20 protein-coding genes are annotated in these 22,811 nt (G+C 50.2%); 10 read left to right on the forward strand and 10 right to left on the reverse strand.

Annotated elements, in window-relative coordinates:
* Positions 1 to 98 precede the first annotated feature (98 nt).
* Complete coding sequence (locus ACFQ3W_RS10475) at positions 99 to 1,133, forward strand: YkvI family membrane protein (protein ID WP_379319173.1); 1,035 nt, start codon at positions 99 to 101, stop codon at positions 1,131 to 1,133.
* A gap of 291 nt (positions 1,134 to 1,424) precedes the next feature.
* Here the strand turns inward: ACFQ3W_RS10475 and ACFQ3W_RS10480 are convergent, their stop codons facing one another.
* The 3 genes from ACFQ3W_RS10480 to ACFQ3W_RS10490 are packed head-to-tail and all read right to left on the reverse strand — an operon-like array spanning position 1,425 to position 7,174.
* Entirely contained in the window at positions 1,425 to 4,703 is a 3,279-nt protein-coding gene (locus ACFQ3W_RS10480) for an AAA family ATPase (protein ID WP_379319174.1), read from the reverse strand.
* Positions 4,700 to 6,052, reverse strand: coding sequence for a metallophosphoesterase family protein (locus ACFQ3W_RS10485; RefSeq protein WP_379319175.1), 1,353 nt, complete (start codon positions 6,050 to 6,052; stop codon positions 4,700 to 4,702). Before ACFQ3W_RS10485 ends, ACFQ3W_RS10480 begins: the two co-directional genes overlap by 4 nt.
* Positions 6,053 to 7,174 (reverse strand): glycosyltransferase family 4 protein, encoded by a 1,122-nt coding sequence (locus tag ACFQ3W_RS10490; protein WP_379319176.1) that lies wholly within the window; start codon positions 7,172 to 7,174, stop codon positions 6,053 to 6,055.
* Between the two features lie 169 nt (positions 7,175 to 7,343).
* Here ACFQ3W_RS10490 and ACFQ3W_RS10495 point away from each other — a divergent pair, with 169 nt between their 5' ends.
* The 8 genes from ACFQ3W_RS10495 to ACFQ3W_RS10530 all read left to right on the forward strand — a co-directional run bounded on the left by ACFQ3W_RS10495 (position 7,344) and on the right by ACFQ3W_RS10530 (position 14,717).
* Positions 7,344 to 8,822: an RsmB/NOP family class I SAM-dependent RNA methyltransferase gene (locus tag ACFQ3W_RS10495; RefSeq protein WP_379319177.1), complete on the forward strand. Its 1,479-nt coding sequence runs from the start codon at positions 7,344 to 7,346 to the stop codon at positions 8,820 to 8,822.
* Positions 8,823 to 8,939: 117 nt separating this feature from the next.
* Positions 8,940 to 9,035 carry a YjcZ family sporulation protein gene (locus ACFQ3W_RS10500; RefSeq protein WP_379319178.1) on the forward strand — a complete coding sequence of 32 codons (96 nt, stop codon included), beginning with the start codon at positions 8,940 to 8,942 and terminating at the stop codon, positions 9,033 to 9,035.
* Positions 9,036 to 9,243: 208 nt separating this feature from the next.
* The gene (locus ACFQ3W_RS10505) at positions 9,244 to 9,828 is read left to right on the forward strand and encodes a DUF2087 domain-containing protein (protein ID WP_379319179.1); all 585 of its coding nucleotides are present in this window, start codon (positions 9,244 to 9,246) and stop codon (positions 9,826 to 9,828) included.
* Positions 9,829 to 10,008: 180 nt separating this feature from the next.
* Positions 10,009 to 11,316, forward strand: coding sequence for an MFS transporter (locus tag ACFQ3W_RS10510; RefSeq protein WP_379319180.1), 1,308 nt, complete (start codon positions 10,009 to 10,011; stop codon positions 11,314 to 11,316).
* 81 nt (positions 11,317 to 11,397) lie between these two features.
* The gene (locus ACFQ3W_RS10515) at positions 11,398 to 11,898 is read left to right on the forward strand and encodes an RNA polymerase sigma factor (protein ID WP_379319181.1); all 501 of its coding nucleotides are present in this window, start codon (positions 11,398 to 11,400) and stop codon (positions 11,896 to 11,898) included.
* Positions 11,895 to 12,644, forward strand: a complete 750-nt coding sequence (locus tag ACFQ3W_RS10520; RefSeq protein ID WP_379319182.1) for a hypothetical protein — start codon at positions 11,895 to 11,897, stop codon at positions 12,642 to 12,644. The genes ACFQ3W_RS10515 and ACFQ3W_RS10520 overlap by 4 nt, the downstream gene beginning before the upstream one ends.
* The gene (locus ACFQ3W_RS10525) at positions 12,628 to 13,503 is read left to right on the forward strand and encodes an ABC transporter ATP-binding protein (protein ID WP_379319183.1); all 876 of its coding nucleotides are present in this window, start codon (positions 12,628 to 12,630) and stop codon (positions 13,501 to 13,503) included. Before ACFQ3W_RS10520 ends, ACFQ3W_RS10525 begins: the two co-directional genes overlap by 17 nt.
* A gap of 2 nt (positions 13,504 to 13,505) precedes the next feature.
* Entirely contained in the window at positions 13,506 to 14,717 is a 1,212-nt protein-coding gene (locus tag ACFQ3W_RS10530; RefSeq protein ID WP_379319184.1) for a hypothetical protein, read from the forward strand.
* Between the two features lie 371 nt (positions 14,718 to 15,088).
* Here the strand turns inward: ACFQ3W_RS10530 and ACFQ3W_RS10535 are convergent, their stop codons facing one another.
* The 6 genes from ACFQ3W_RS10535 to ACFQ3W_RS10560 form a co-directional block, all read right to left on the reverse strand.
* On the reverse strand, positions 15,089 to 15,907 hold the full coding sequence (locus tag ACFQ3W_RS10535) for a Cof-type HAD-IIB family hydrolase (protein ID WP_379319185.1): 819 nt from the start codon (positions 15,905 to 15,907) through the stop codon (positions 15,089 to 15,091).
* A gap of 38 nt (positions 15,908 to 15,945) precedes the next feature.
* Positions 15,946 to 16,701, reverse strand: a complete 756-nt coding sequence (locus ACFQ3W_RS10540; RefSeq protein WP_379319186.1) for a pseudouridine synthase — start codon at positions 16,699 to 16,701, stop codon at positions 15,946 to 15,948.
* A gap of 4 nt (positions 16,702 to 16,705) precedes the next feature.
* A complete protein-coding gene (locus tag ACFQ3W_RS10545) occupies positions 16,706 to 18,238 on the reverse strand; it encodes an RsmB/NOP family class I SAM-dependent RNA methyltransferase (protein WP_379319187.1) in 1,533 nt (510 codons plus the stop codon).
* A gap of 144 nt (positions 18,239 to 18,382) precedes the next feature.
* Positions 18,383 to 18,850: a DUF309 domain-containing protein gene (locus tag ACFQ3W_RS10550; RefSeq protein ID WP_379319188.1), complete on the reverse strand. Its 468-nt coding sequence runs from the start codon at positions 18,848 to 18,850 to the stop codon at positions 18,383 to 18,385.
* Positions 18,840 to 19,655, reverse strand: coding sequence for a GTP pyrophosphokinase (locus ACFQ3W_RS10555; RefSeq protein WP_379319189.1), 816 nt, complete (start codon positions 19,653 to 19,655; stop codon positions 18,840 to 18,842). The genes ACFQ3W_RS10550 and ACFQ3W_RS10555 overlap by 11 nt, the downstream gene beginning before the upstream one ends.
* A 30-nt stretch (positions 19,656 to 19,685) precedes the next feature.
* Positions 19,686 to 20,780 carry a quinone-dependent dihydroorotate dehydrogenase gene (locus tag ACFQ3W_RS10560; RefSeq protein ID WP_379319190.1) on the reverse strand — a complete coding sequence of 365 codons (1,095 nt, stop codon included), beginning with the start codon at positions 20,778 to 20,780 and terminating at the stop codon, positions 19,686 to 19,688.
* Positions 20,781 to 20,989: 209 nt separating this feature from the next.
* Between ACFQ3W_RS10560 and ACFQ3W_RS10565 the strand changes: the two genes are divergently transcribed.
* Positions 20,990 to 21,130, forward strand: coding sequence for a hypothetical protein (locus tag ACFQ3W_RS10565; RefSeq protein WP_379319191.1), 141 nt, complete (start codon positions 20,990 to 20,992; stop codon positions 21,128 to 21,130).
* Here ACFQ3W_RS10565 and ACFQ3W_RS10570 read toward each other — a convergent pair.
* The gene (locus ACFQ3W_RS10570) at positions 21,127 to 22,560 is read right to left on the reverse strand and encodes a L,D-transpeptidase family protein (RefSeq protein ID WP_379319192.1); all 1,434 of its coding nucleotides are present in this window, start codon (positions 22,558 to 22,560) and stop codon (positions 21,127 to 21,129) included. The genes ACFQ3W_RS10565 and ACFQ3W_RS10570 overlap by 4 nt on opposite strands.
* Positions 22,561 to 22,811 lie beyond the last annotated feature (251 nt).

Genomic DNA, 22,811 nt, shown 5'->3' on the forward strand with positions numbered 1-22,811 from the left:
TTTCCTCCAGAAAAATCTTCTCGTTTAGTTTGAGTCATGTCCCGTTCCCGGACAACATACCTTGTACTATATATAGCACATGTACCGGGGGGAAAACCATGAAAAATGCAGTGAAAGTTCTGCAAATCGCTTTCACATATATTGGCACCGTAGTCGGCGCCGGCTTTGCAACGGGTCAGGAAATTCTTCAGTTTTTCACCCGGTACGGCAAGTGGGGCGTATTGACGATCCTCCTGTCAACATTGCTGTTCATCTGGCTTGGCACGAAGATGATGCTGCTGGCACGTGAAATCAAAGCATCCTCTTACGAGGACCTAAATCGACGGCTGTTCGGCGATCGAATCGGTCGGGGACTAAGCATTTTCACTATGGTCGTTCTAATTGGGGTCAACAGCGTCATGTTGGCCGGAGCTGGGTCCGTATTTATGGAGCACCTGGGCCTTCATTATCAGACAGGCCTCTGGATTACGTTAATCTGTACTTATTTACTCCTTGGCAGAGGAATCGGCGGCGTCATGCAATTGAATTCCATCGTCGTCCCCATGATGCTTATTTTATCGTTAGCGATCATTTCCAATACGGCCGGAACACCGGGAGCGACGCGTTTTTTTACGTTAGGTACCGACAGCAGTTTACTGGCCGTGTGGGCTTCGCCGCTAATGTATACCGCCTTTAATTTATCGATGGCGCAGGCGGTGCTCGTACCGATCGGCAGTCATACAGCAAGCCGAAGAGTGATCATCATAGGCGGCATTCTCGGCGGCGCAGGTGTCGGCTTTATGCTAATGGCCGGACATTTTGCACTGTCCGCCTACATGCCAGGAATCGTACAATATGAAATCCCGATGGGCAGTATCGCGCAGCAGCTTGGGACAACCATACAGCTAATCTACATTTTGCTTATATTCATGGAGATATTCAGTACATTCGTTGCAGACGTTTACGGCGTTACTCTACAGCTGAAGCAGTACATTCACGTTCCTCCAAAATGGATTTCCGTCGCGATATTAGTCATTTGCTATGTGACAAGCCAGTTTGGCTTCAGCTCCCTACTGTCTGTGCTTTACCCGGTGTTCGGTATGTTTAGCTTACTTTGGGCCTTCATGCTAGCGATGTATCGGCGTAAGGATTGAGAATCACCGGGAGACTATTTACAAAAAAGTCGACTGGCGTTTTTCCAAGAGCTCCGGAACGCAATTGGTATTATGTTTGCTGTTGGTATCATTCACCACTAAATGTATTTAGTGCAGCTAAATCCGGGGAAATTGCGGATTTTTGAATTTTAATTGTAAAACCTACATCTAAAGTAGTCTATTTAAATTAGCAAAGTTATTTTACTCCGTATTAGCTGCACTTTCTGCATTTAAAGGCTCAAAGCTTCTAAAAAGACCATGTTTAGCTGCACAAAATACATTTAATAAATTCTAGACGCTTTGTTGACCCAATTCGACAATTTGGGCTCCGGGTAGTTGATCTAGTACCCGGCGAACAACATGCTCATGGCAAGTCATCATCACGATCTGCTGGTGGCTGGACACTGCCTTTAGTACCGATAACGCTCCTTCAAGCCGGGTAGCATCAAAATTAACAAACAGATCGTCCAGCAGCAGCGGCAGGCGCCCCTGTCCCACAACTGCTTCGGATAAAGCTAACCGCATAGATAAATACAGCTGCTCTGCCGTTCCCCGGCTCAGTTGGGAGCTCTCAATCGGCCCATGCACTGCATGCTCTGCCATCAACTCTTGGCTGCCCATTTTCATAACGATCCGCCGGTACATCCCGCCCGTCATTTGGTCAAAATAACCGGAGGCCGTCTGAAGTACGGCTGGCTGGCGCTCTTCCTCATAAATTCGCCGAACCCTGGCGATTAACTCACGACAAACTGCCATCACTGCATATTTGTCCACACTTTCTGCAAGTGAAGCCTTCTGCTCCTCCAACTGCTGCTTCAAATCTTCCTGCTTGCAACGGGCCTCCAGACTCTCCTGCTCCTGCAGCAGCCGTCCACGCATTTCCTGAAGCTCCCGCCAGCGAGTATCTGCTTCCTCATAAGCTGCATTCGCCTGCTTTAGCAGGCGCTCCAGTTCAGCTTCATCACGGTTATGCAGCAGCCGCTCCAGTTCACTGCGTCTTGTCTCTTCCAGGCCGCTAAACACAGCAAGTTCCAGGTGTCGCAGCTCCTGCTCCAGTGTTTCCCGACGCGCTACATTAGCTCCCATCCGCAATAGCTCCTCCCCACTTGCAGCCTGTCCCTCTGCAAGCAGCGCTTGCTGCGATTGAGCTACTTGCTGCAGCCGGTCATCTAATCGCTGTCCTTCTTCCTTTAACGGCAGCAATCTGGCTTCAGCCCGCTCATATTTCGCTAGTTGCCCCAGCTCCTGTTCCAATTCGGCAAGCGCAGACCGCAGTATATGGAGTGGATCGTCCGGTGCATCTCCTGCAGATTTAACATTTTCGCGGGCAACCAGTTCCGAGGCCAACTGAGAAGGCAAATTTGACGCCACCGCCAAACAATCCCGTTTAAACGAATCGTTCTCCGCGCGTATGCTGTTCATTTTGGCGATGAAAGCATCGATTCGGCCCTGCCATTCTCTTCCTTGCTCAGCCAGACGAAAAACGTCCATCACCGCTTCGGGCGACAGCTCCGGTGAAAGTTTGCGTTCCTTCAGCCAGCCCTCCCATTCGGCAGCCAGCTCAGCAAATGAGCTTTCCCTCCGGTTTAGCTCACGTTCGAGGCTCCTTAGTTCGTCCTGCAAGTCAGTGGCTTGATTGCGCCGGGAAGCTGCCTCGGCTTCAAGCGCCTCTTGGCGCTGATCCCAGAGCAGCCAATTTTCCATAAGCCTGCGCAGTTGACGCTCCTCTTCATCCCAGGTAACTGCCTCCAGCGGGAGTCCACCTGCCACTCTCCCCTCGCCGAAAGCTGTGGCAGCCGTTAGGGGGTGCTGGATGAGGCGACCTAATAATGTCTGCAGCTGCGCTTCCATCCCGGAGTTCCCGGGTACAGAGAGCTCTCCGCGAGAGCGTCTTGAAGAGCGGGTGCGCTGCCCAAATTCCGGCTCATGTTTATAAGCTCCGAGCCCTAAATAAAGATCGAGCCCCAGTAGGATTACACCGATGAATGAAGCGCTTATAGCTGAACGGGTCGTCATCCATAGAGCGGCGGGCAAAGTCACCGTCAGTACGACACTTCCAGCAAACAGTTTTCGGTAAAGCGAACGCATCCGGGTTAAAGCTAGCTTTTCTGCATCTGCAGCTGATGTCTCAGACTGCCGAGATGCAATGATGTCCCGCCAGCGATCGAGCTCGCTGCGGATTTCGTCCCACAAGGCGCGGATATCCTCCCGCCGCTTTGGAATAAGCGCAGCGAACGGCTGGCGCGACGCAGCCAGACTGTCGGTTGCCCTCGCCGCCGCGGCCTCTAAGGCTGCCTGCGCCGCAGCTATAGCTCGCTCCAGCTTATAGCGCTCGCTGCGCAGCAGCTCCATCTCCTTGTCGTACGCGGCGAACCGCGACGCATACCGGCGAACGCTCTCCTGTTCGCCGACCGTACCCGCGAAGGCGCGCAAATCATCGGCGCGCCAGTCCGGGTGGATGCTGCGCAGACACTGGGCCAGCCGGCCCTGGAGCTGAGCGGCCTCAGCGACGAGGTCGGCCAGCTCCCGCTGCCGTGCCTCATAGGCCGGCAGTCGCCGGGCCAACTCGCGCAGCACGGCTTCCTGCTCCAGCACGGCCTCCCGCGGCTTCAGTGCGGCAAGCTCTGCTTCAAGCGCCTCTCGGCGTCGCTCCCACTCGCTACGCTCCAGCAGCAGCCGCTCCTTCTCCGCCTGCAGACTTTGCCAGCGAGCGATGCCCTGCTCGGGGAAGCGCTCATGCCGCGGGAGAGCGGCCAGCTCCGCGAGAAGCGTCTCGCGGTGCAGCCAGTCGCCGCGAACAGCTGCGGCCTTCTGCAGCAGGGCCGCTTCGCGACTGCAAGCAGTACGCTTCGCTTCGCATTCTGCAAGCTGCGAAGCTGCTACCTCCAGCTGCTCCAGGACGTCATTATAGCGAGGCAGCAGCGCCTTAGCCGCCTCGACCTCCCGCTCCAGACGCTCCACCTCGTGCAGCATCTGGGCAATTTCTTGATTCCGGCCGCGTGGCCGGTAAAGCTTGTCCATGTCCTGAATGAGCTTCTTCTCACCGCGCAGCACCGCCGCACCCCCGCCAATTCCGGCGTGGAACAAAAATCGGCTGAGCTCCTCGGATTGCAGCGCGCCAACCTCCTGCAGCTCTGTCAGTGAAACAGCGAACAATTGCTTGAACATCGCTCTAGAGATGCCGCCGAGAAGCTGCCGCTGCATGTCCTCCTGCGACATCTCCTGCACCGTGCCTTCGGTGTCGGTGCGCACGATCCTCAGCCGGTCCCCCCGGGTACCGGGCAAGCTCCTGCCTTCCGGCGGCTGGGCATATCGCTCGATCAACCACCGGGCACCGTCATCACCCAGAATTGTTAACGTTCCACCATGAACGCCTCCGCCTACCGGCTCGTAGCGCTCCGCAGTGTTGGCACGCGTCGGAATGCCGAATAGCATCGCCCGCACAAAACCGAGCAGCGTGCTCTTTCCCGCCTCGTTTGGACCGTACAGGACGGTCACGGGCCCCGGCAGCTCGATGTTCAACCCGTTAAGATGTCCAAAGCCATTGACCTGCAGCTTTTCCACCCTCATGACGAAGCCCTCCCATCCGACGTTTCCTCGCCCAGCAGTATCGCGGCAGCCAACTCTTCAGCGCGGCGCAGCAGTTCCTCACGATCCTTGACCTCCTGCTCCTGCTCCTTCAGCAGCCGCCGCAACAGCCGATTTTCTCGAAGCGAAGCAAGAGCCTCTTGTGTAAGAGAATCTAGCAGCTCCGGCGACCCTGCTGCCTGGCTCCCGAGCCGTAATAGCTCGCCAAGGAAACTGTCCTCGCCAAGGAGAAAATCTCGGTCTATCTCCATCGCGGTATTGACCTTAAAGCCCGCTGGCCACACAATCTCTCCCGCCGGAGGTGCTGCAACCCCCGCCTCTTCCAGGCGGATGGTCTCTTTTCGGCGAAGCTCCTGCAGCAGCTCAGCACTTTCGGGGCCCGATTGCAGCATGGTATGAAGTGGCCCTTGCCCGGTAAAGACAAGGCGGACAACGCTCATTTTTCCGTCCTGAGCCGCTCGGATTTCCTCCAAGGTTTCCTCCACCCGGTCTTTCCAAGCCTCCTCAGAGCTGAGGTCGTCAATTGGCATCTCAGTTTCCAGCCAAGTGACTTGATCCAGCCGGTGAAACTGCAAATCAGCCGCTCCACTCTCCGAAACATCAACGATATAGCATCCTTTCGCTCCCGTCTCTTTTAAGCTCCGTCCTTGAATGTTGCCCGGATACACAACCCACGGAGCTCCTTCATGCAAAATTTGGCGTTTGTGGATGTGCCCGAGCGCCCAATAGTCATAACCGGATTCCTTCAGATCGCGAAGCGAGCATGGCGCATAAGCATCATGCCCCTCCTGACCATCGACATTCCCATGCAGAAGAGCGATGTGATAGAGAGGAGAAGACGGATCGCGGAGGAACTGAAGTGCAAGATTGTCCGTCACCGCGGCAGCCCCGTACGAAACCCCGCTTATTATGGCCACCGGCTGGTCATCACTTCGCCGCACAGCCGTTCTGCTCTCAAGCTTAGTCCCAAACTCCGTAACGTGCGGCGGCAGCTCCAGACGCAATCGCCTGCTGCCGAGCGGGTCGTGGTTGCCATGAATCAGGTACACCGGGATGCCATGACGCCCCAATTTGTCCCAAGCTTCCCGAAGCCGCAGCTGCGCACGCAGTGAAGAATCGGAAGCGTCATAAATGTCGCCGCTTAGGACAACAAAATCTACCGCTTCCGCAATGGCAAGGTGTACTAGATTGTCGAAAGCGGTAAAGGTAGATTCCTGCAAAAATCGGCGCAGCCGATTTGGCACCCCAGACATCCCGGAGAACGGGGTGTCCAGATGCAAATCGGCAGCGTGAAGAAAACGAAAAGGATTCATGGATTCGCACTCTTTCATTTATTTGAATTGCAAATACAACTGCTTCAATTCGTGAACTACGCGGTTTAACGAATAGTGAGTCTTGGCTTTATCCGAGCCTGTCCGTGCTAACTGATACCGATAGTCCGGGTCGATGATCACCTTCTCCAATGCATCGGCCAACGCTACGGAATCCTCAGGCGGAACAAGCAAGCCGGTCGTGCCGTTCTCGATCTGCTCTGAAATCCCGCCGACATCCGTTCCGACGAGAGCCAGACAACACAGCGCCGCCTCTGCAAACACGGACCCAAACGCCTCTGCCCGTGACGGAAGGACAAAAATATCGAAGAAAGGCATAAATTCTTCCGGGTGCAGAGTGTAGCCGTAAAAAATCGTTTCATCGTATATGCCAAGCTGCTGAGCGAGCTCTTCCAGTTCCAGGCGACTCGGTCCATCACCAATAATATGCAATACGTAATTGAGACCGCGCTTTTTGAGCTCCTCGCAAGCCTTCAGCAAAATATCCAGCCCTTTCGCCGGTACAAGACGGCAAACCGTTACCAGCTGCGCGACCTCATTCTCATGAGGAACAGGCTTAAATCGCTTCTCATCAAAGCCGTTCGGAATGACCCCAATCGCTTCGGGATGGCCGACATATGGCGCCAGGTAGCTGGCAAAGGAATGCGATACCGTAAACAGCTTATCCGTCCGATGCTCCAGTTCCTTATATATAGATGTCAGAAAACGGTGCTCTAACCCATTCTCCTGAATACGGCCATTGAGGATTAGCTCCCTTTCGTAACTAGAGTGAATACTCTGCACGACGGGGATATCTGGAAAAACCTCCTTCATGGCGAGTCCCGCGATCGGGTGGTGGGCATGAATCAGATCATAAGGCTGTTTGATTCGCAGCTTCGTCCACCATAAGTAGTCACGATAGGTTTGCACATATTTTTGCACGATTGGACTCTCTTCAAATTCATGCCAGTCGAAGGTTTGAAATTGTACAGAATCGCTCCCTTTAGAGCGAATACGTTTCGGAAGAGAAAATAATTCCATTTCCCAATGAGGAGGATTAAACCGGTCCTGCAAATAAGGAATCATCGATGATACGCCCCCGGGCTGTTCCGGTGGAAAAAATAAAGCCTGCAGCAGTTTCATAAAGGTTCTCCTTTGCATGTCTCTCTTGATTCGCGGATGAAACGCTCGCATCTCCATTATGCCATAGGCAGGAAGGAACATCCATTCCCCTTTTGAGAATAAAAAGCAATATGTTACACTGCTGTAGTAATGTTTACCGGTACTTTAATAAGAGAAGGAGCGGCAAAAAATGACACAGCCAGCCCTGCCTGCCGCGTATCAGCATGCGGTTGAGGCAATACTCGGCCATGCCGAAGGCGAGACTTTCTTACAGAGCTATGCATCGCCTAGGACATATGGCCTTCGTATAAACACGCTAAAGACAAGCCTTGGTTCACCCGCGGTCCAAAGGCTAACGGACCTGTTCGCACTGCGCCCCGTGCCTTGGTGTGAGACGGGATTTTATTATGATGAGACGACCCGGCCAGGAAAGCATCCCTATCACATCGCCGGACTATATTATATTCAGGAACCGTCGGCCATGTCCGCCGTGGAACTGCTAAATCCGCAGCCGGGCGAAACGGTGCTTGATCTTGCGGCGGCCCCTGGCGGGAAAACGACGCAAATCGCCGCGAAAATGGCCGGTCAAGGCCTCCTGATCAGCAATGAAATCCACCCGCAGCGGGCGCGGATTCTTGCGGAAAACGTCGAGCGCCTCGGCATCCAAAACGCCATCGTGACGCAGGCGACGCCGCCCGAGCTGTCCGCCCGCTTCCCGCTCGCCTTTGACCGGATCATGCTCGATGCCCCTTGCTCCGGTGAGGGCATGTTCCGCAAAGATCCGGAGGCGATAACCGAATGGTCGCCGGAAGCGGTGGAGCAATGTGCAGCGCGGCAATGGGATATTCTGCAGGATGCGATCGCGATGCTGAAGCCTGGCGGTAGAATCGCCTATTCAACCTGTACGTTCAACCGCCGCGAAAATGAAGAGACGATTGCCCGTCTCCTGGAGACGTACCCTTTCCTGAGGCTAATCGAGGAAAAGCGCATTTGGCCGCACCTTCAGGAAGGCGAGGGTCATTTTGTCGCCTTGCTGGAGCGTGATGGTGCAGCTGATGCAGCTGACAAAGTCATGCTCGCTAGCCATGGAGGCAAAGGCGACGAGGTGGCGAAGCCCTCCAGTCACCTGAGCCCTTCGCACCGCGGACGCGGCGAAGGAGGAAGACCGGGGCGCAGCAGCCGCCCCGCCAAGGGCAATGCCGCAGGCCGCGACACGGCTGCAGCGTGGGACGCCTTCCTGGCATGGTCAGCGGAGGAGCTCCCGGCTTTCCGCACGGGGGATGGCTCGCCTCTCCTATTTGGCGAGGCGCTATACCTGCTGCCGAGAAGCCGGAGCCTGGCCCTGACGCCAGAGCATCTGACCGGCCTCAAAATGCCGAGAGCGGGACTGCATCTCGGCGATTACCGTAAAGGCCGGTTCGAGCCGGCCCATGCGCTGGCCATGGCGCTCGGCGCAGCGCATGCGAAGCAGACCTATGAGCTTAGCGAAGGGTCGCCGGAAGTAAGCGCATTTCTGCGGGGCGAGACGCTTAATCTCCCCGCATCTCAGCGAGGCTGGCATCTTGTGACGATTGCCTGCGGAAGCGGCAGCTTCCCCCTGGGCTGGGGCAAAGCGAGCGGCGGGCAGCTCAAAAACCACCTGCCTAAGGGGCTGCGGCAAATGTATTAGGCAAGCTCCTCTTTTTCGATATCACTGCAAAAGTCCATACCGCACCTATTTTCCTGCATAGTATAGGATATCTCGTGAATGCGAGAGCCTTATCCGTCATGTAAGGGAGGAATAACAATGGGTGAAGTTTTGGGTGGAGGTTTTACATCAACTGGAGTCATTCTGGTGCTGTTCATCTTGCTCGTTATCGTTTCCCGCAGCTTGTTAGTTTAATAGCATGCAGGGAAAAGCGGAAGAGCCCTTTTGGGTTCTTTCCGCTTTTTTTATTTTTGGGATATGATCAAGGAGTTGTGTGAAGCGTATTGGCCGGTAAGCAAACTTTCCGCATCGATCACCCGCAGTTATTGACAATTCCTTACTGCCTGTGAAATAATACATTCGTCGACTAATTAAACATTCATCAAATTAGTGAGGGATACCTATGCAGCTGGATCGACTGGTACAATTTCATAAAGCCGTAGGCGATGTGACCCGGATTCGAATTATTGCACTGCTTCAGAATGGTCCTCTCCACGGGCAGGCGCTCGCCGGGAAATTGGGCGTAACTCCTCCGACAATAACGCATCATATGACAAAACTGCGAGAAGCCGATCTTGTGTATGAACGCCGCGAGAAGAACACGATCTATTTTTATTTAAACGAGAAAAGCTTGGCACTACAGGCTGAAGCCATCCTGAAGATCGGGAAGAACCTTCCGGGTCCAGACGACAAGAAGGAAGAAGCCGTGTATAAGACAGCTGTGCTAAACAACTTTTTTACAAAAGATGGAGCTTTAAAGCATCTTCCTGCCCAACGCAAGAAGAAGCTGATCGTTCTCGAACATCTCATCAAAGGGCTTGAGCCTAATCGGAAATACAAAGAGAAAGAAATTAACGAGTACATTCGGAAATACCATGAGGATTTCGCCACCATTCGCCGGGAGTTTATTATGCATCATTTTATGTACCGGGAGGACAGCATCTACGAGCTTAATCCGCCGGAGATGTGGGGAAGAATCCAGCCGTAATTCGCGTTAGCTCTAAAACCATTGGCACAGGATAAGGGGTATCGCGCTTCGCTTTCGCGGAGTTGTGAAATCCCCTCTTCTTACGCCATTTTTTTTGACCAACTAATTAGATGTTTATTTAATTTGATACATATAACATTAGATTTATTTACGAGCATAGGAAAGGGGAAAAAATACATCATGAAGTCCACTATCATCACTTTGCGGGAGGAAAAACGCTACCGCACTTTATTTACCGCAGGACTCGTCAACGGTATCGGCGACCGATTCAGCCAGGTAGCGGTTCTGGGACTGCTCTTATCGCTTACCGGATCTGGATTTGCAGTCGGGATTACATTTGCGATTCGTCTATTCCCGTTTCTGATCTTCGGTCCGCTCGGAGGGATGATTGCTGATCGTTTTTCCAAAAAATCGATCATGATATTTACAGATCTCATCCGCATTTTCTTTGCCTTAGTTCCACTGCTGGTCCGAACGCCTGCCGACATCTGGATGATTTACGTCAGCTCATTTTTCATGTCCGCTGGCGAAGCCTTCTATGCACCAGCCCGTATGTCCGTCATCCCCAGACTGGTGAAAAACGAAAACTTGCTGGCGGTGAATAGCCTTGAGCAGGCAAAGGTCGGGTTTGTACTCATTGGGGGGTCTGTCACCGGAGGGATTGTCTCAGCTGTCATCGGCGGTCAAGTATCCTTTGTTCTCAACGCCTTGTCCTTTCTGGTTTCCGCGCTGCTGTTAATGCGGCTTCATCTTCATGGAGAGCTTCCATATGAAGATGTTCCCGAGGCAGCAAACACGAGACCCCAAGAGATCGAAACCTCGGGTTCGGGTAAGGAGGCCGCGAAGAACAAGGGGGAATCGACAGCCCCTCTTTTCCGCGACACACTGCAGCAATTTCGTGAGGTTCTTACCGGATCGCTATTTCTGCGCATGATGGTCGTTGTATTCGCTGTTTGGCCGATTGGAGATGGCATTTTTAACATCTTGATTAGCGTCTATGCAGCCCAAGTATTTCATATGGGGGATCTTGGGATTGGCATGCTGTACGGGGCCTTAGGTGTTGGCATGATAGCCGGCTCGGGGTGGAGCGGCAGGATGTCCCGGCACTTAAAGACGGCAGCGGTCCTGGCGCTGTTGCTAGAAGGATGCTTGCAAGCTGTAATCAGCCAAAGCCCTTCCTTTATACTGCTCATATTGCTGCTGATGGTATCGTCCACCTGCACCAGCATCGGAAATGCCTGTAACGAAACGGTACTGATGACCATCGTTCCCACGCCGCTTCAAGGCCGTTTTTTCGGTATGCTGGCCACTTTGCAAAATACGGTGATCGGCATCTCGATGTTCGTATCCGGTTTTCTGCTGGAACTGATATCACCAAGAACTTTAGGGCTTACTGGCGGTATCCTGTTCACCCTAATCGGCCTTAGCGTGACTTTGCTGATGTTCCGGTTTCGCCGACAAGGCAAAGGAGATTTGCTCGAGGAATAGGTAAGACGAGAAAAATAATTAAAGGTCGTTTTAATCATTATGAATTGATTGGCCGTTAATCTATGTGAAAGGAGTAAAACAGTGCGAGACGAAGAACTAATCCAACAAATCAAGCGTGGACATACCGAATATGCAAATGAACTAATTGAGCACCACTATTCATCCATTCTGCGATACTGCACATGGCATTGTTCTGACCCGGAGCGAGCCGAAGATTTGACCCAAGAAACTTTTTTGCGCGCATTCCGCGATTTTAGCCAATATGCAGATCAAGGCAAATTTCGAGCCTATTTATATACGATTGCTTATCATCTTTGTGTTGATGAATCGCGAAAACCAAGGTTCTATCCACTTGATGAAGATGTAGGCGATTCTAAGGATCAATTTTCAGAAATTGAAAATGAGGATGAAATAAACAGTTTATTAAAGCGACTATCCCCGCCACAGCGTGAGGCCATCATACTGAGGTTTGCTGAACAACAGAGCTTTCGAGAGATTTCTAAAATAACAGGAATCCCTATACGTACAACTCAAAGTAGGGTGAGACTTGCTTTGGCAATTATGAGAAAGGAGAAACCATGAACCAACAAGAACTCAGAAAAGCTCTTAGTAAAGGACCTGCTCCCAAGCGGCTGCTCGAAACGCAGCAAATGTGCATAGCTCTTCTAAATGAGCAAAAAGCAGATCTCACAGAGGAACGTACAGGCTTTTGGACTTTTTTAGCGGATGTTTTTCGCCATATCGATCTTCGCCTTTGGGGAATGCAGATATTAATCCTGATATTTGTATGCGCAGGTGTTCTATCCGTTCCCAATGTCCCTAATGCCATTCCTCTTTTTACTCCCTTGTTTATTTTAGCCAGTATACCATCACTATTTCGAAATCAGATCTATGGCATGTGTGAAATAGAGGCTGCGACAAGGGCTTCTAGCGCGCAAATCATCTTGGCAAAGCTGGTGTTAGTCGGTGCCGTGAATTTGGTTTCTTTGTCAATTACCTTAGCACTGGCTGCTGTGGAAACGAATTTTTCTGCCAATATGGCGCAATTGATACTATATGCCGTTGTCCCATTTTTGGCATGTATGACAGTTACACTTGGGTGTATCCGAAAGTGCAAACGAAATGCACTGCAAATCAGCATCATCGTGTGTTTAGGTACGAGTATATTTGCAGGCTGCTTGGCTCATTGGGTGCCTAGAATGTATGAATTATCGGCGCTTGGGCTATGGATTGTCGCTTTTATTACATTTTCTTGCTTTTTTGTGAGGGAAATATATCTCCTGATTGAAATTAGAAAGGACGGAAAAATATATGGAACTATCGCTTGATCGATTGACGAAACAATTCGGCCCTAAGATTGCTGTTGACTGTATAAATGCCAGCCTGTCACCAGGAGTTTACGGATTGTTAGGAGCCAATGGAGCGGGCAAAACCACTCTAATGCGGATGATATGCTCAATACTGGATCCGACATCCGGCGAAATCCTGCTTAACGGACAAAATATTGCGGATATGGGGCCTGACTATCGAAATGTTCTAGGATATTTACCGCAGGATTTTGGCTATTATCCAGACTATACCGCGCAAGAGTTTTTAATGTATATCGCGGCACTAAAAGGCATTCCTCGCCAAGTAGCAATGAAGCGTTCAAGTGAACTTTTAGGTACAGTTGATTTGAGCAGCGTGTCAGGAAAGAAAATCAAAACGTTCTCAGGCGGGATGCGTCAGCGGCTTGGAATCGCGCAGGCCTTATTGAATAATCCCAAGGTATTGGTTCTCGATGAACCGACGGCCGGACTTGATCCCAAGGAACGTGTTCGTTTCCGTAATTTACTCTCTGACTTTGCCAACGACAGGATTGTTCTCCTGTCCACACATATCGTATCGGATATCGAAGCAATTGCAGATCAGGTTTTTCTTATGAAGAAGGGGACATTTGTACTGCGGGGCACGATCCCGCAACTTGTTCAGGAGGTAGCCGGGAAGGTATGGGAATTGACGGTAGCTGCACAGGATGCGAGAAAATGGGAAGAAACAGCCACTGTCGCGAATCTGCGGCATATCAAAAATCAGGTCACCCTTCGTATCATATCCGCTTCACAGCCAGCACCCGAAGCAATTCCTTGTGAGGCTTCTTTAGAGGATTTATACCTGTACTATTTTCCAACAGAGGAAGGAGCTAAATAAAGATGGAATTGTTTTTGTTAGAACATAAGAAGCTTTGGAAACGAAAAAGTGTTAAAATTTGTGTTCTACTTTGCTTTCTATATGTCGTTGTATTTGGAAATGTCCTGTCTTACCAATGGTTTCAGTTTGGAACAGCAGATGACTATTCAAGCGCATTTGGTAACAACTTTGATGGCTATTCCAATATTCGCAGCAAACAAGCATATGCCAATGGGTGGCGTGGCCCCCTGACAGACAAGACGTTGCAACAGATGGTAAGAGATTATCAGAAAAAATCTAAAACCGATCAGATAGCGGATTATGAAATGACCGACTGGCTTACGCTGAATACATGGGTCGAAACTTTGTGGCCTGAATTGGAAAAGTCAGATAGTCCTTATCTTATGATTAAATATGTTGATCCAGACAAACTTACAGGCTTTTATGAGCGCAGGCAACAGGCGATGGGTGCGTTTTTGGAACTGAATGGACAAACCGGAGAAGAAAAAAAGTATTTCCTGAATATGAACTCTAAGGGACAAACACCTTTTGGCTATGATTGGGTTGAGGGGTGGTCAGCGGTAGTTGCCAATTCTGTGAGCAGCATCGGTAAGGTAATGGCTTTGTTTCTTGCTATTGCTTTGTCACCTATGTTTTCCGGTGAATGGCACAATAACACAAAATCGCTGATTACTACAACCAGAAACGGCTGGCAGCAGATAGCTTTGGCGAAAATTGGCGTGGGATTTGCATTTGCACTGGAATTATTTGCTTTGATCGCCGTGGGAGCAATTGGTGCGCAACTTTTGTTTTTAGGCACTCGTGGTTGGGATATGCCGATACAATGTATCAAATTGCTTGCAACTGCGCCTATGAATATGTTACAGGCAGAAGTATACGAGTACGCTTATGTTTTGCTGGCATCCCTTGGATTTACCGGAATCATACTACTGCTTTCCACTCTGGTGAAAAGTAATTTTGCCTCGTTGCTGGCAAGTTTGGCTGTAGTATATGTCCCGATGGCAATAGCTCAGTTTATTCCTTATTGGGCGCAGAAACTGCTTGATTTACTTCCCTTTGTTGGGGATCCAACAGATATATTCCGCACAACTGCATATCATCTGTTCGGGAAAATAGTGTGGTCCCCGTATTTACTTGTGATTGTTCCTGTGTGTTTGGGTTTGTTGTGCACACCCTTTTCTATGAATCGTTGGTCTCGTAGAATGAAAGCATAGCTACGAGTTAGTATCCGCGCAGGGCTGAATATTACGCCTCGTGGCCGACTAAATAAATGTAATTAGTGCAGCTATTCCTAGATAAAATGTTGATTTTTGTACTTTAGCTGTAAAATGTGCATCTAAATTGGGCCACTTTGTACTGGCAGGGTTATTTCATACCTTTTAGATGCACTTTTTACATTTAAATGCTCAGTATTTCTAATAAGGCGTTGTTTAACTGTACTAAATACATTTAGTGCTCCCAGGCCGCGTGTACCGGTAGTTTTTCTTGTGGTATAAGGGAGAAGACGCTTCGCTGTCCACACTTTCTGATTTTAAAAAAGTACCGAGAGGAGAATGAACCTCTCCGGTACTTTTATTGCTGTGCTTTACCGAATCCGTAGCTGTTCCTCCAGGCAATATTTCTGCAGAGCCAGCTTGACGCCCTCTTCGTTATTGGACGCCGTAACGGCATCCGCTGCGGCTTTGACCTCCTCCGGCGAATTTTCCATCGCCACGCCAAGTCCAGCAAACGTCAGCATAGTTAGATCATTATAATAATTGCCGATAGCCATGACGTTTTCGGCCGGAATTCCACGCTTCTCGGCCAGTTTCTGCAGAGCCGAACCCTTGGATGCGTCCTTATGCATCAGATCGATGAATAAATCCCCGCTGCGGAGCATGTTGAAGGCCTGTGGCCACTCGCTCCAGTCTGCGTAGACCCGCTCAATCTGCTCTGGCATTCCGGCAATCGTAAATTTGACGATCGGTTCATTAAACTCAGCCCAGCTCGGCAAATCGTGCGGTTCCATCAGAAACTTATGGTACATATCAAGCGCTTCCTGATTCAGCCCAGCCGCATTTTCCACATATAAGCCGAACGTGGTGTTAACATCGAAGTGAACTTTATTGTTGCGGCAATACTCCATATATGGCTCAAGCCCATGAGGGTTTAGGGCAAATTCATAAATGATCTCTTCAGTCCGTACGTTTACCGTAGCCGCACCATTATGCGTGATTACATAGCCACCGAGTCCGATTTGGCGCATAAAAGGAATTGAGCTAACCGGAGCTCGCCCCGTACATAGAACAAACTCAGTTCCTTGTTCGGCGATCATCCGAATCGTCTCAATCGTCCCCTGTGACAACTCGTGGTCATCATTGAGTAGTGTTCCATCTACATCCAAAGCAATCAGTTTGTATTTCATCTCCAATTCCTCCTTCTCGGCCTATCTATTTATATATATTATTTCTTATATGTTTTTAGGGAGGTTAGCTCAGACTCGGTTAGTTCCCGGAAAGAACCGAGCGGCAACTGCTCATCAAGGACAAGCGGTCCCATGGATACGCGTTTTAAGTAAATCACCTTGGAGTCCACGGCTTCGAACATCCGCTTCACCTGGTGGAATTTCCCTTCCGAAATCGTTAGTCTGATCTTAGACAAATTGGTGCCGTCCTCAGATGTGCTTCGTTCCAGAACCTCCAGCTCAGCCGGAAGGGTTACATAACCATCATCAAGTTCTACGCCCTGCTTAAACCGCACTGCCTCTACCTCTCCAACATGGCCTATCACGGTCGCCTCATAGGTTTTAGGCACATGCTTACGCGGCGATAGAAGGTCATGAGATAGCCCGCCGTCATTCGTCAGCAGCAATAATCCTTCCGTGTCCTTATCGAGACGACCTACCGGAAACGGGGCGAAAACGCGGTACTCTGGCGGCAGCAAATCGAGTACCGTCCGCTCACGTACATCCTCTGTCGCCGAAATGACGCCCTGCGGTTTATGCATCATGACATATATAAACTCCCGGTAAACGACCGGCTCCCCATCCAACTCGATGGTATTTTCGTAAGGGTCACATTGTACGCCACTGTCTTTAACCACAGCTCCGTTCAGCGTAACTCGCCCCTGCTTAACGATCTTTTTGATCTCTGTGCGGGTGCCATAGCCGAGGTGGCCTAATATTTTATCCAGCCGCAGCTTTTTTCTGTTATCACTCATCCGTTTATGTCCACCTCCAGCCGGCAGGATATTCATTCTTAAGCAAACCATCTAACCATTTTCCCCAGCCGAGAGAGTAACCGTCTACAGTAATCAATACGTACCCTTTCGGATCTGCTCCATCCAAGCATCGAATACGTGACGGCTCAGCCGCAAGGGTTTCCCCTTTTAAGTAACGAACGGCCTCTCCATCCTCCACCGTCAAATCCAACACTCGGACAACTTCACCAGCTGTAAGCGCCGTAGCCAGCGGGTGACCAGGCATAAATCGTCCGTTCTTGACGGTTCCTACATACCAACCAGGACGAACGACCTTCAACCCGTCAAGCTGATCTTTCGACAACGGCGACAAATAGATATGGCCGCCAAACATAATCGGCTCTCCCGGCAGCTTGGCTCGCAGATTTGCCTCGGCAAACGTCTCCCAAGCTTTCAACTGTTCCCGTTCACCGCTTTGCTTGTGATCTCCTACAGGCGCTTTCCGCAACCGTTTAGGTGATTTTGACTTCATATCATCACGTTGGTTCCGCTTAGTCTCCGAGGAGATTATACCATATTTTTCCTCGTCTGTTTGTTGGCCGTCCTTTTTCCGCTCCAGTACAGCAAAAAAGTGGCCTTCTCCTTCAACCTTATGTGGCCAAAGTCTACCGCATCCCTCAGTCTGTGACGCTATATCAGCAGGGAACTCTGGGCCTTCTCCCTTACGATAGAGCCAGTCCAGCCAATCCGGGCGTCCAGGTGAAATACCGGTTTCCCTTGTCATAGGAATTATTTCAAATTGCCTATGGTCGCTAAGAAATTCAGCGATCATGGCCTCGTCTTCCTCCGGCGCAAACGTACAGGTCGAGTACACGATCCGTCCGCCAGGCGCGAGCAAATCGGCCGCGATTTGCAAAATATCCCGCTGCATCACCGTGCATTTGGCGATCGAATGGCGCTCCCATTGGCGGGCCATATCTTCGTCTTTTCGGAACATGCCTTCCCCGGAGCAAGGAGCATCAATCAGTATTTTGTTGAAAAAATGAGGAAAAGCCTGGGCAATCCGCTCCGGCGATTCGTTCAGTACGACCGCGTTTCGCACGCCATAAAGCTCAATATTTTTGGCTAGCGCCTTCGTCCGCTCTGAGCTTATATCGTTGGTGACCAGCAGCCCGGTTCCCTTCAGCTTTGCGGCGATTTGCGTCGATTTCCCTCCGGGAGCAGCACATAGATCAAGCACCCGGTCCTCTTCTGAAACCTCCAGCAGTTCTACCGGTGCCATGGCACTCGGCTCCTGAATATAATACAACCCGGCATGGTAAAAAGGATGTTTGCCGGGCTTGATTTGTTCGTCCACATAAAATCCAGTCTCGCACCAAGGAACCTGCTTTAATGAAAAAGGAGCCAGTTTTAGAAACGAGTCCATGGAAATTTTTAACGTGTTGACACGGATTCCCGCATATCTCGGGCTATCATAGGAAGCCAGAAAGTCATCATACTCACTTCCTAGCAGCTCTTGCATTCTTTTCAGAAAAACATTTGGTAATTGTACCGCCATTCCTCAATCCTTCCATTCTTCATGCTAATCTATACGGAACATTGTACCATATAGTCCTTCTTATGCGAAAAGGCAGGTTTGGCCTAACTGCATCAAAGAAAGGCCCGGTCCCAAAAAAAAGGAACGCCGGGCTTTCGTCCACTGCTATGTGTTTTTTAGTTTACGCTCATCATGCTTGGCGCCTCTCTGTGGGGCTAGCCGCATCGGTATATTGGGACGTATGTCAGCGGCTGCTCGTCTGGCAGCGCTTCTTAGTTCTGGATCGCGAATGATAATTGTAAGATCATAATAACTGAAAGGCCCTTCATCATACAGCTCCAACGCCTTGGCATATGAGGCCGCTTCCTCGCGGAGTTTTCCAAGGTCAATTCCAAGACTATCTGCCGGGTACGGGCCAAGCCGCTCAACAGCGGAAGTCAGCATCTTATGTGCCCCCGATGCATTGCCGTTTCTAAAATGAAACAGTCCGACAGCAACCTGCAATAAACCTTTATAGAGCGGGTCGCGATTCCGTTGAAGCCAGAGCTCCTCAAGCACTTCATGACACTCAAAAAAGTCCCGGTCCCGGTTAAAATAGACTAAATACGCCACATACAGCGGCTCATAGCTCATCCCCGGGCTCCTCCACCTTTTTATGCTGCTTGATCAGACCTTTCACCTCAGCCAGCAGTTCCTTCATTCCTTCCATGTTGCGTTCCTCCCAGAGCAGGTTGAACCGCTCCTGGGCGTCAATTGCCTCCGAAACAAGATGGTAGAAATATAGCTGATGAATAGCTGATAACAGGGTGGAAATGATGTTGGAGTCGTCCTCAAAGCTTTTCTGAGCCAACAAAATTTCCTGCCGGATGCTCGACATTTCATTATCCAACACAAATGCGGCTTCAGCTGCTTTCTTCAGACGTCTGCGCATTTCCTCCGGCAAGCTTTCCCGATATTTATAATTAAGCGAGTGCTCTATCGTGGCCCAAAAGTTCATCGCCAGCGTACGAATTTGTATTTCAGCCAAAACGATCTTTTGCCCCAACGCCGTTTGTACAGGGTACTCCACGATCATATGGAAGCTCCGATATCCGCTCTCTTTATAGTTCGTAATATAGTCCTTCTCGTAAAGAACTTTTAGGTCTTTGCGCATCCGAATGTACTCAGCCACCCGGCGAATATCTTCGACAAATTGACACATGATCCGGATCCCGGCAATGTCCTCAATTCCGGTCTCCAGATCGGCCATCGCCACATTTAATCGCTTCGCTTTGTCCAATATGCTGGATATTTTCTTGACCCGTCCGGTAACAAATTCGATCGGTGCATATTCCTCGCGTTTTTTCAGCTCGGAGCGCATCGTTTTGAATTTAACTTTTAACTCCTCAACCGCTTGTTCATATGGAAGCAAAAATGTTCCCCAATCTCTACTGTCCATTCCTCGTGCCTCCTGTCTTGTGTACCCGGCTTAACGATGATCCGCCCCGACGGCCTCGGAAATGTGAGTAAATCCGTCCCGTCGCAGCAATTCCCTCAGACCGCGATGCAAGGAGCGGTTAACTTCCGGGCCCTCATAAATCAGTGCCGTGTATATTTCTACTAAACTGGCACCTGCACGGATTTTTCCGTAGGCATCGGCAGCGGTAAATATTCCGCCCGAACCGATAATCGGAAGTTTTCCTCCCGTCTGGCGGTAAATGCGAGAAACAATCTCCGTAGATCTTGCCCCTAAAGGTTTACCGCTAAGTCCCCCGGTTTCTTTAGCATTCTTATGCTTGATCCCTTCCCGGGATATAGTCGTGTTGGTCGCAATGATACCGGAAACGCCGCTTTGCTCGATGGTATCAACCATAAATTCGAGCTCCATGTCGCTGACATCCGGTGCTATTTTCACCAGGACCGCCTTGGTAGAGCCGTAGCGCTGCGCCTGCGTACGCATTTCTTCCGTTACAGCTTTGAGCAATGAAGACAACTCGCTGCCATGCTGCAGGTTACGCAGGTCCGGTGTATTTGGTGAGCTGATGTTTACTACAAAGAAATCCGCATGCGGGTACAGCTCCGTAATGCATTTCTTATAATCCATGTACGCCTCTTCATTCGGCGTTACTTTATTCTTGCCGATATTAATGGCCACGGGAATAGTTCTCTCTTTAAGCTCGCCCAATCGCTTCGCCATTTCCTTCATGCCGTCATTGTTGAAGCCCATGCGATTAACCAGCGCTTCCTCAGAGGGCAGCCGGAACAATCTAGGGCTTTCATTCCCTGGTTGGCTGACCGGTGTCACCGTTCCAACCTCCATAAAGCCGAAACCGATGGCGGAAAAGCCCTGTACCGCTTCGGCATTTTTGTCAAGTCCGGCGGCGAGTCCTACCGGCGAGGGAAAATGAACTCCGAACAAATCCGTCGACAGCTCCGGAACTTCCGGCACACCGTACATGCCGCGCATGAACGGAATCGCACCGGGCACCTTGGACGCCATATGTAATCCGCCGATGACTAGATGATGAGCATTCTCCGGATCCATTTGAAAAAAAACAGGTTTACCCAAAAGGCGATACAACACGCTTCTCGTTCACTCCGTTCGATTATCTCTATGCATTTTTTCCATGCCATTATCAGTTTAGCTGTTTCTTCATGAAAAGAAAAGTTTAACCTAAAGGCTCGTGAAAACTGCAACAAGGTTATGGAATTTTAAAATGAAAGCCATTACAATATAAATATCAACACCTCGAAACTGGCTTATGAATTAGGAAAAGAGAGGGGAATGTAACCATGTCAGCCAAACGAATACCGCCTACGCTCCAACAAAAAAAGGACGAGGTCAACAAGAAAGCGCTTATTTGGGTAATTTCCATCGTTGCGGCGCTTATTATCGTGACAACCGTCCTCATTATTGTTGCACAGCAATCCTAATCCAGCCAATGATATGTACGATGGGGATTTGTCTGCTCCTCGCGGTGTCCCAGTGTGAATCGCTCTTTCGGGACGCTCTCCAGAGTAGGTAAAATCCCCTTTCCTATCGTTACTTTCGTTCCCTTCGGCACTAGATCAAACAGCTCCTCGACATCCTTTTTCCCCATTCGAACACAGCCCTTGGATTCATCTTTTCCGATGCTGTCCGGCTCATTCGTACCATGAATCGCATAGTTCGTATCCGATAGCTGCATACCCCGGCTGCCAAATTCTCCATTATCTTTACCGTTTGGATTCATAACCTTATCTGTAATTGAAAAATGGCCTTCCGGCGTCTGATCGCCGCCAAGTCCTACTGGATAACTTCTTACGATGATATTGCCGCTGACGACCGCGAGACGGTGTGCTTTTTTATCTACGATAATTTCAAACGGCTCGGTAAAGTATGGCTGCTCTCCAGGCGGAAATCCGCCTTTATCCGCAGACAAAGTTTCAGATTTGGGGCTATCTCCCGAATGACTGGCGTTCTTAAGATGCTCTAACATCGGGTCAAACGATTGCTTAAGGACTTTGCTACTCCCGGCTAACCAATTGCTCGGAAATGCACCGGTCAGGTCCTTCAGGCTTGAAGGCCAGTCTCCTTTTGTTTGCTTGTATTGCAATATTGCTGAGGACAGTACACCGAACGATTCCTGTCTTATGATCCATTTGCTCCCCTTGGATTGAAGCTTGGAAACATCTGGCGGCTTACAACGACACCCGGCTGAATCGTAGGACTGGATTGTCACCCGCCCGTCCCCCGGGCTTTGCGTCAGTCCGTATACAACCGGCATATCGTCCGACCAAATGAGCCAGTTACCTGAACGAGCCATGCCGAGTACGGCAGTATTCTGGATCTTTCTCCCCGCTTGACTTTCCAGCTCCAGCAGCCCACTAAAAGCCTCACCTTGCGGATTCACTTGGCCGAAATAACCCTTAGCCGTGAATACCGGCCCTTCTAACGGTACAGTAGGCGCTGCCTGGTTCACAGTATCGTCGTCCGTTCCTGCAGGCGCTCCGCCATCGTCTATGCTCTGATCGGCGGCATCCCCTGCCAATAGGGGGTCAGTCAGTTCATCGCCAGGCGCGTGAGCCGAAGGAATCCACATCATAAGTAAAATTGCGAGCACTACTCCAATCTTACGCAGCAGACGACCCCGATTTTCCCGGCGCTTCGTCTCCTGGAGCAGCCCATCTTTATAGCCCATCCACAAATCCTCTGGAATTTTACTGGATTCAAAGTTTTCATAGACGCTTCCAGCCTGAATGTAGCAATATCGAGCCTTTCCTTCTTGTCCGCTCGTTTCATATTCCTTACCCAGCAGATACCAGGCCATTTTATTATTAGGGTGGTTCTCTACATATTTTTTTAGATAAGCCGAATTGGCCATCGAAATCCCCCGTTCAGGATCTATAACAATAATTCATTTATCTACTATATCGGTAATTAATTGTCCCAAACTAACCCAAATCGGCAAAAATGAACGTTTTTGCGACTTAATACCTAAATTTCTGGACATGTTCAGGGCCATTTTGGTCACTCCCATTTAGGTTCATGCCTCTCGCAGCATCGAGCACTAAATGTATTTTGTACATTTATTTCTGGGTGAATTACGGATTCCTGGATTTTAATTGCAAAAAG

Origin of the sequence: Paenibacillus puldeungensis (genome assembly GCF_042678945.1) — a bacterium.
In the GTDB taxonomy this organism is placed as follows: Bacteria; Bacillota; Bacilli; order Paenibacillales; family Paenibacillaceae; genus Fontibacillus; species Fontibacillus puldeungensis.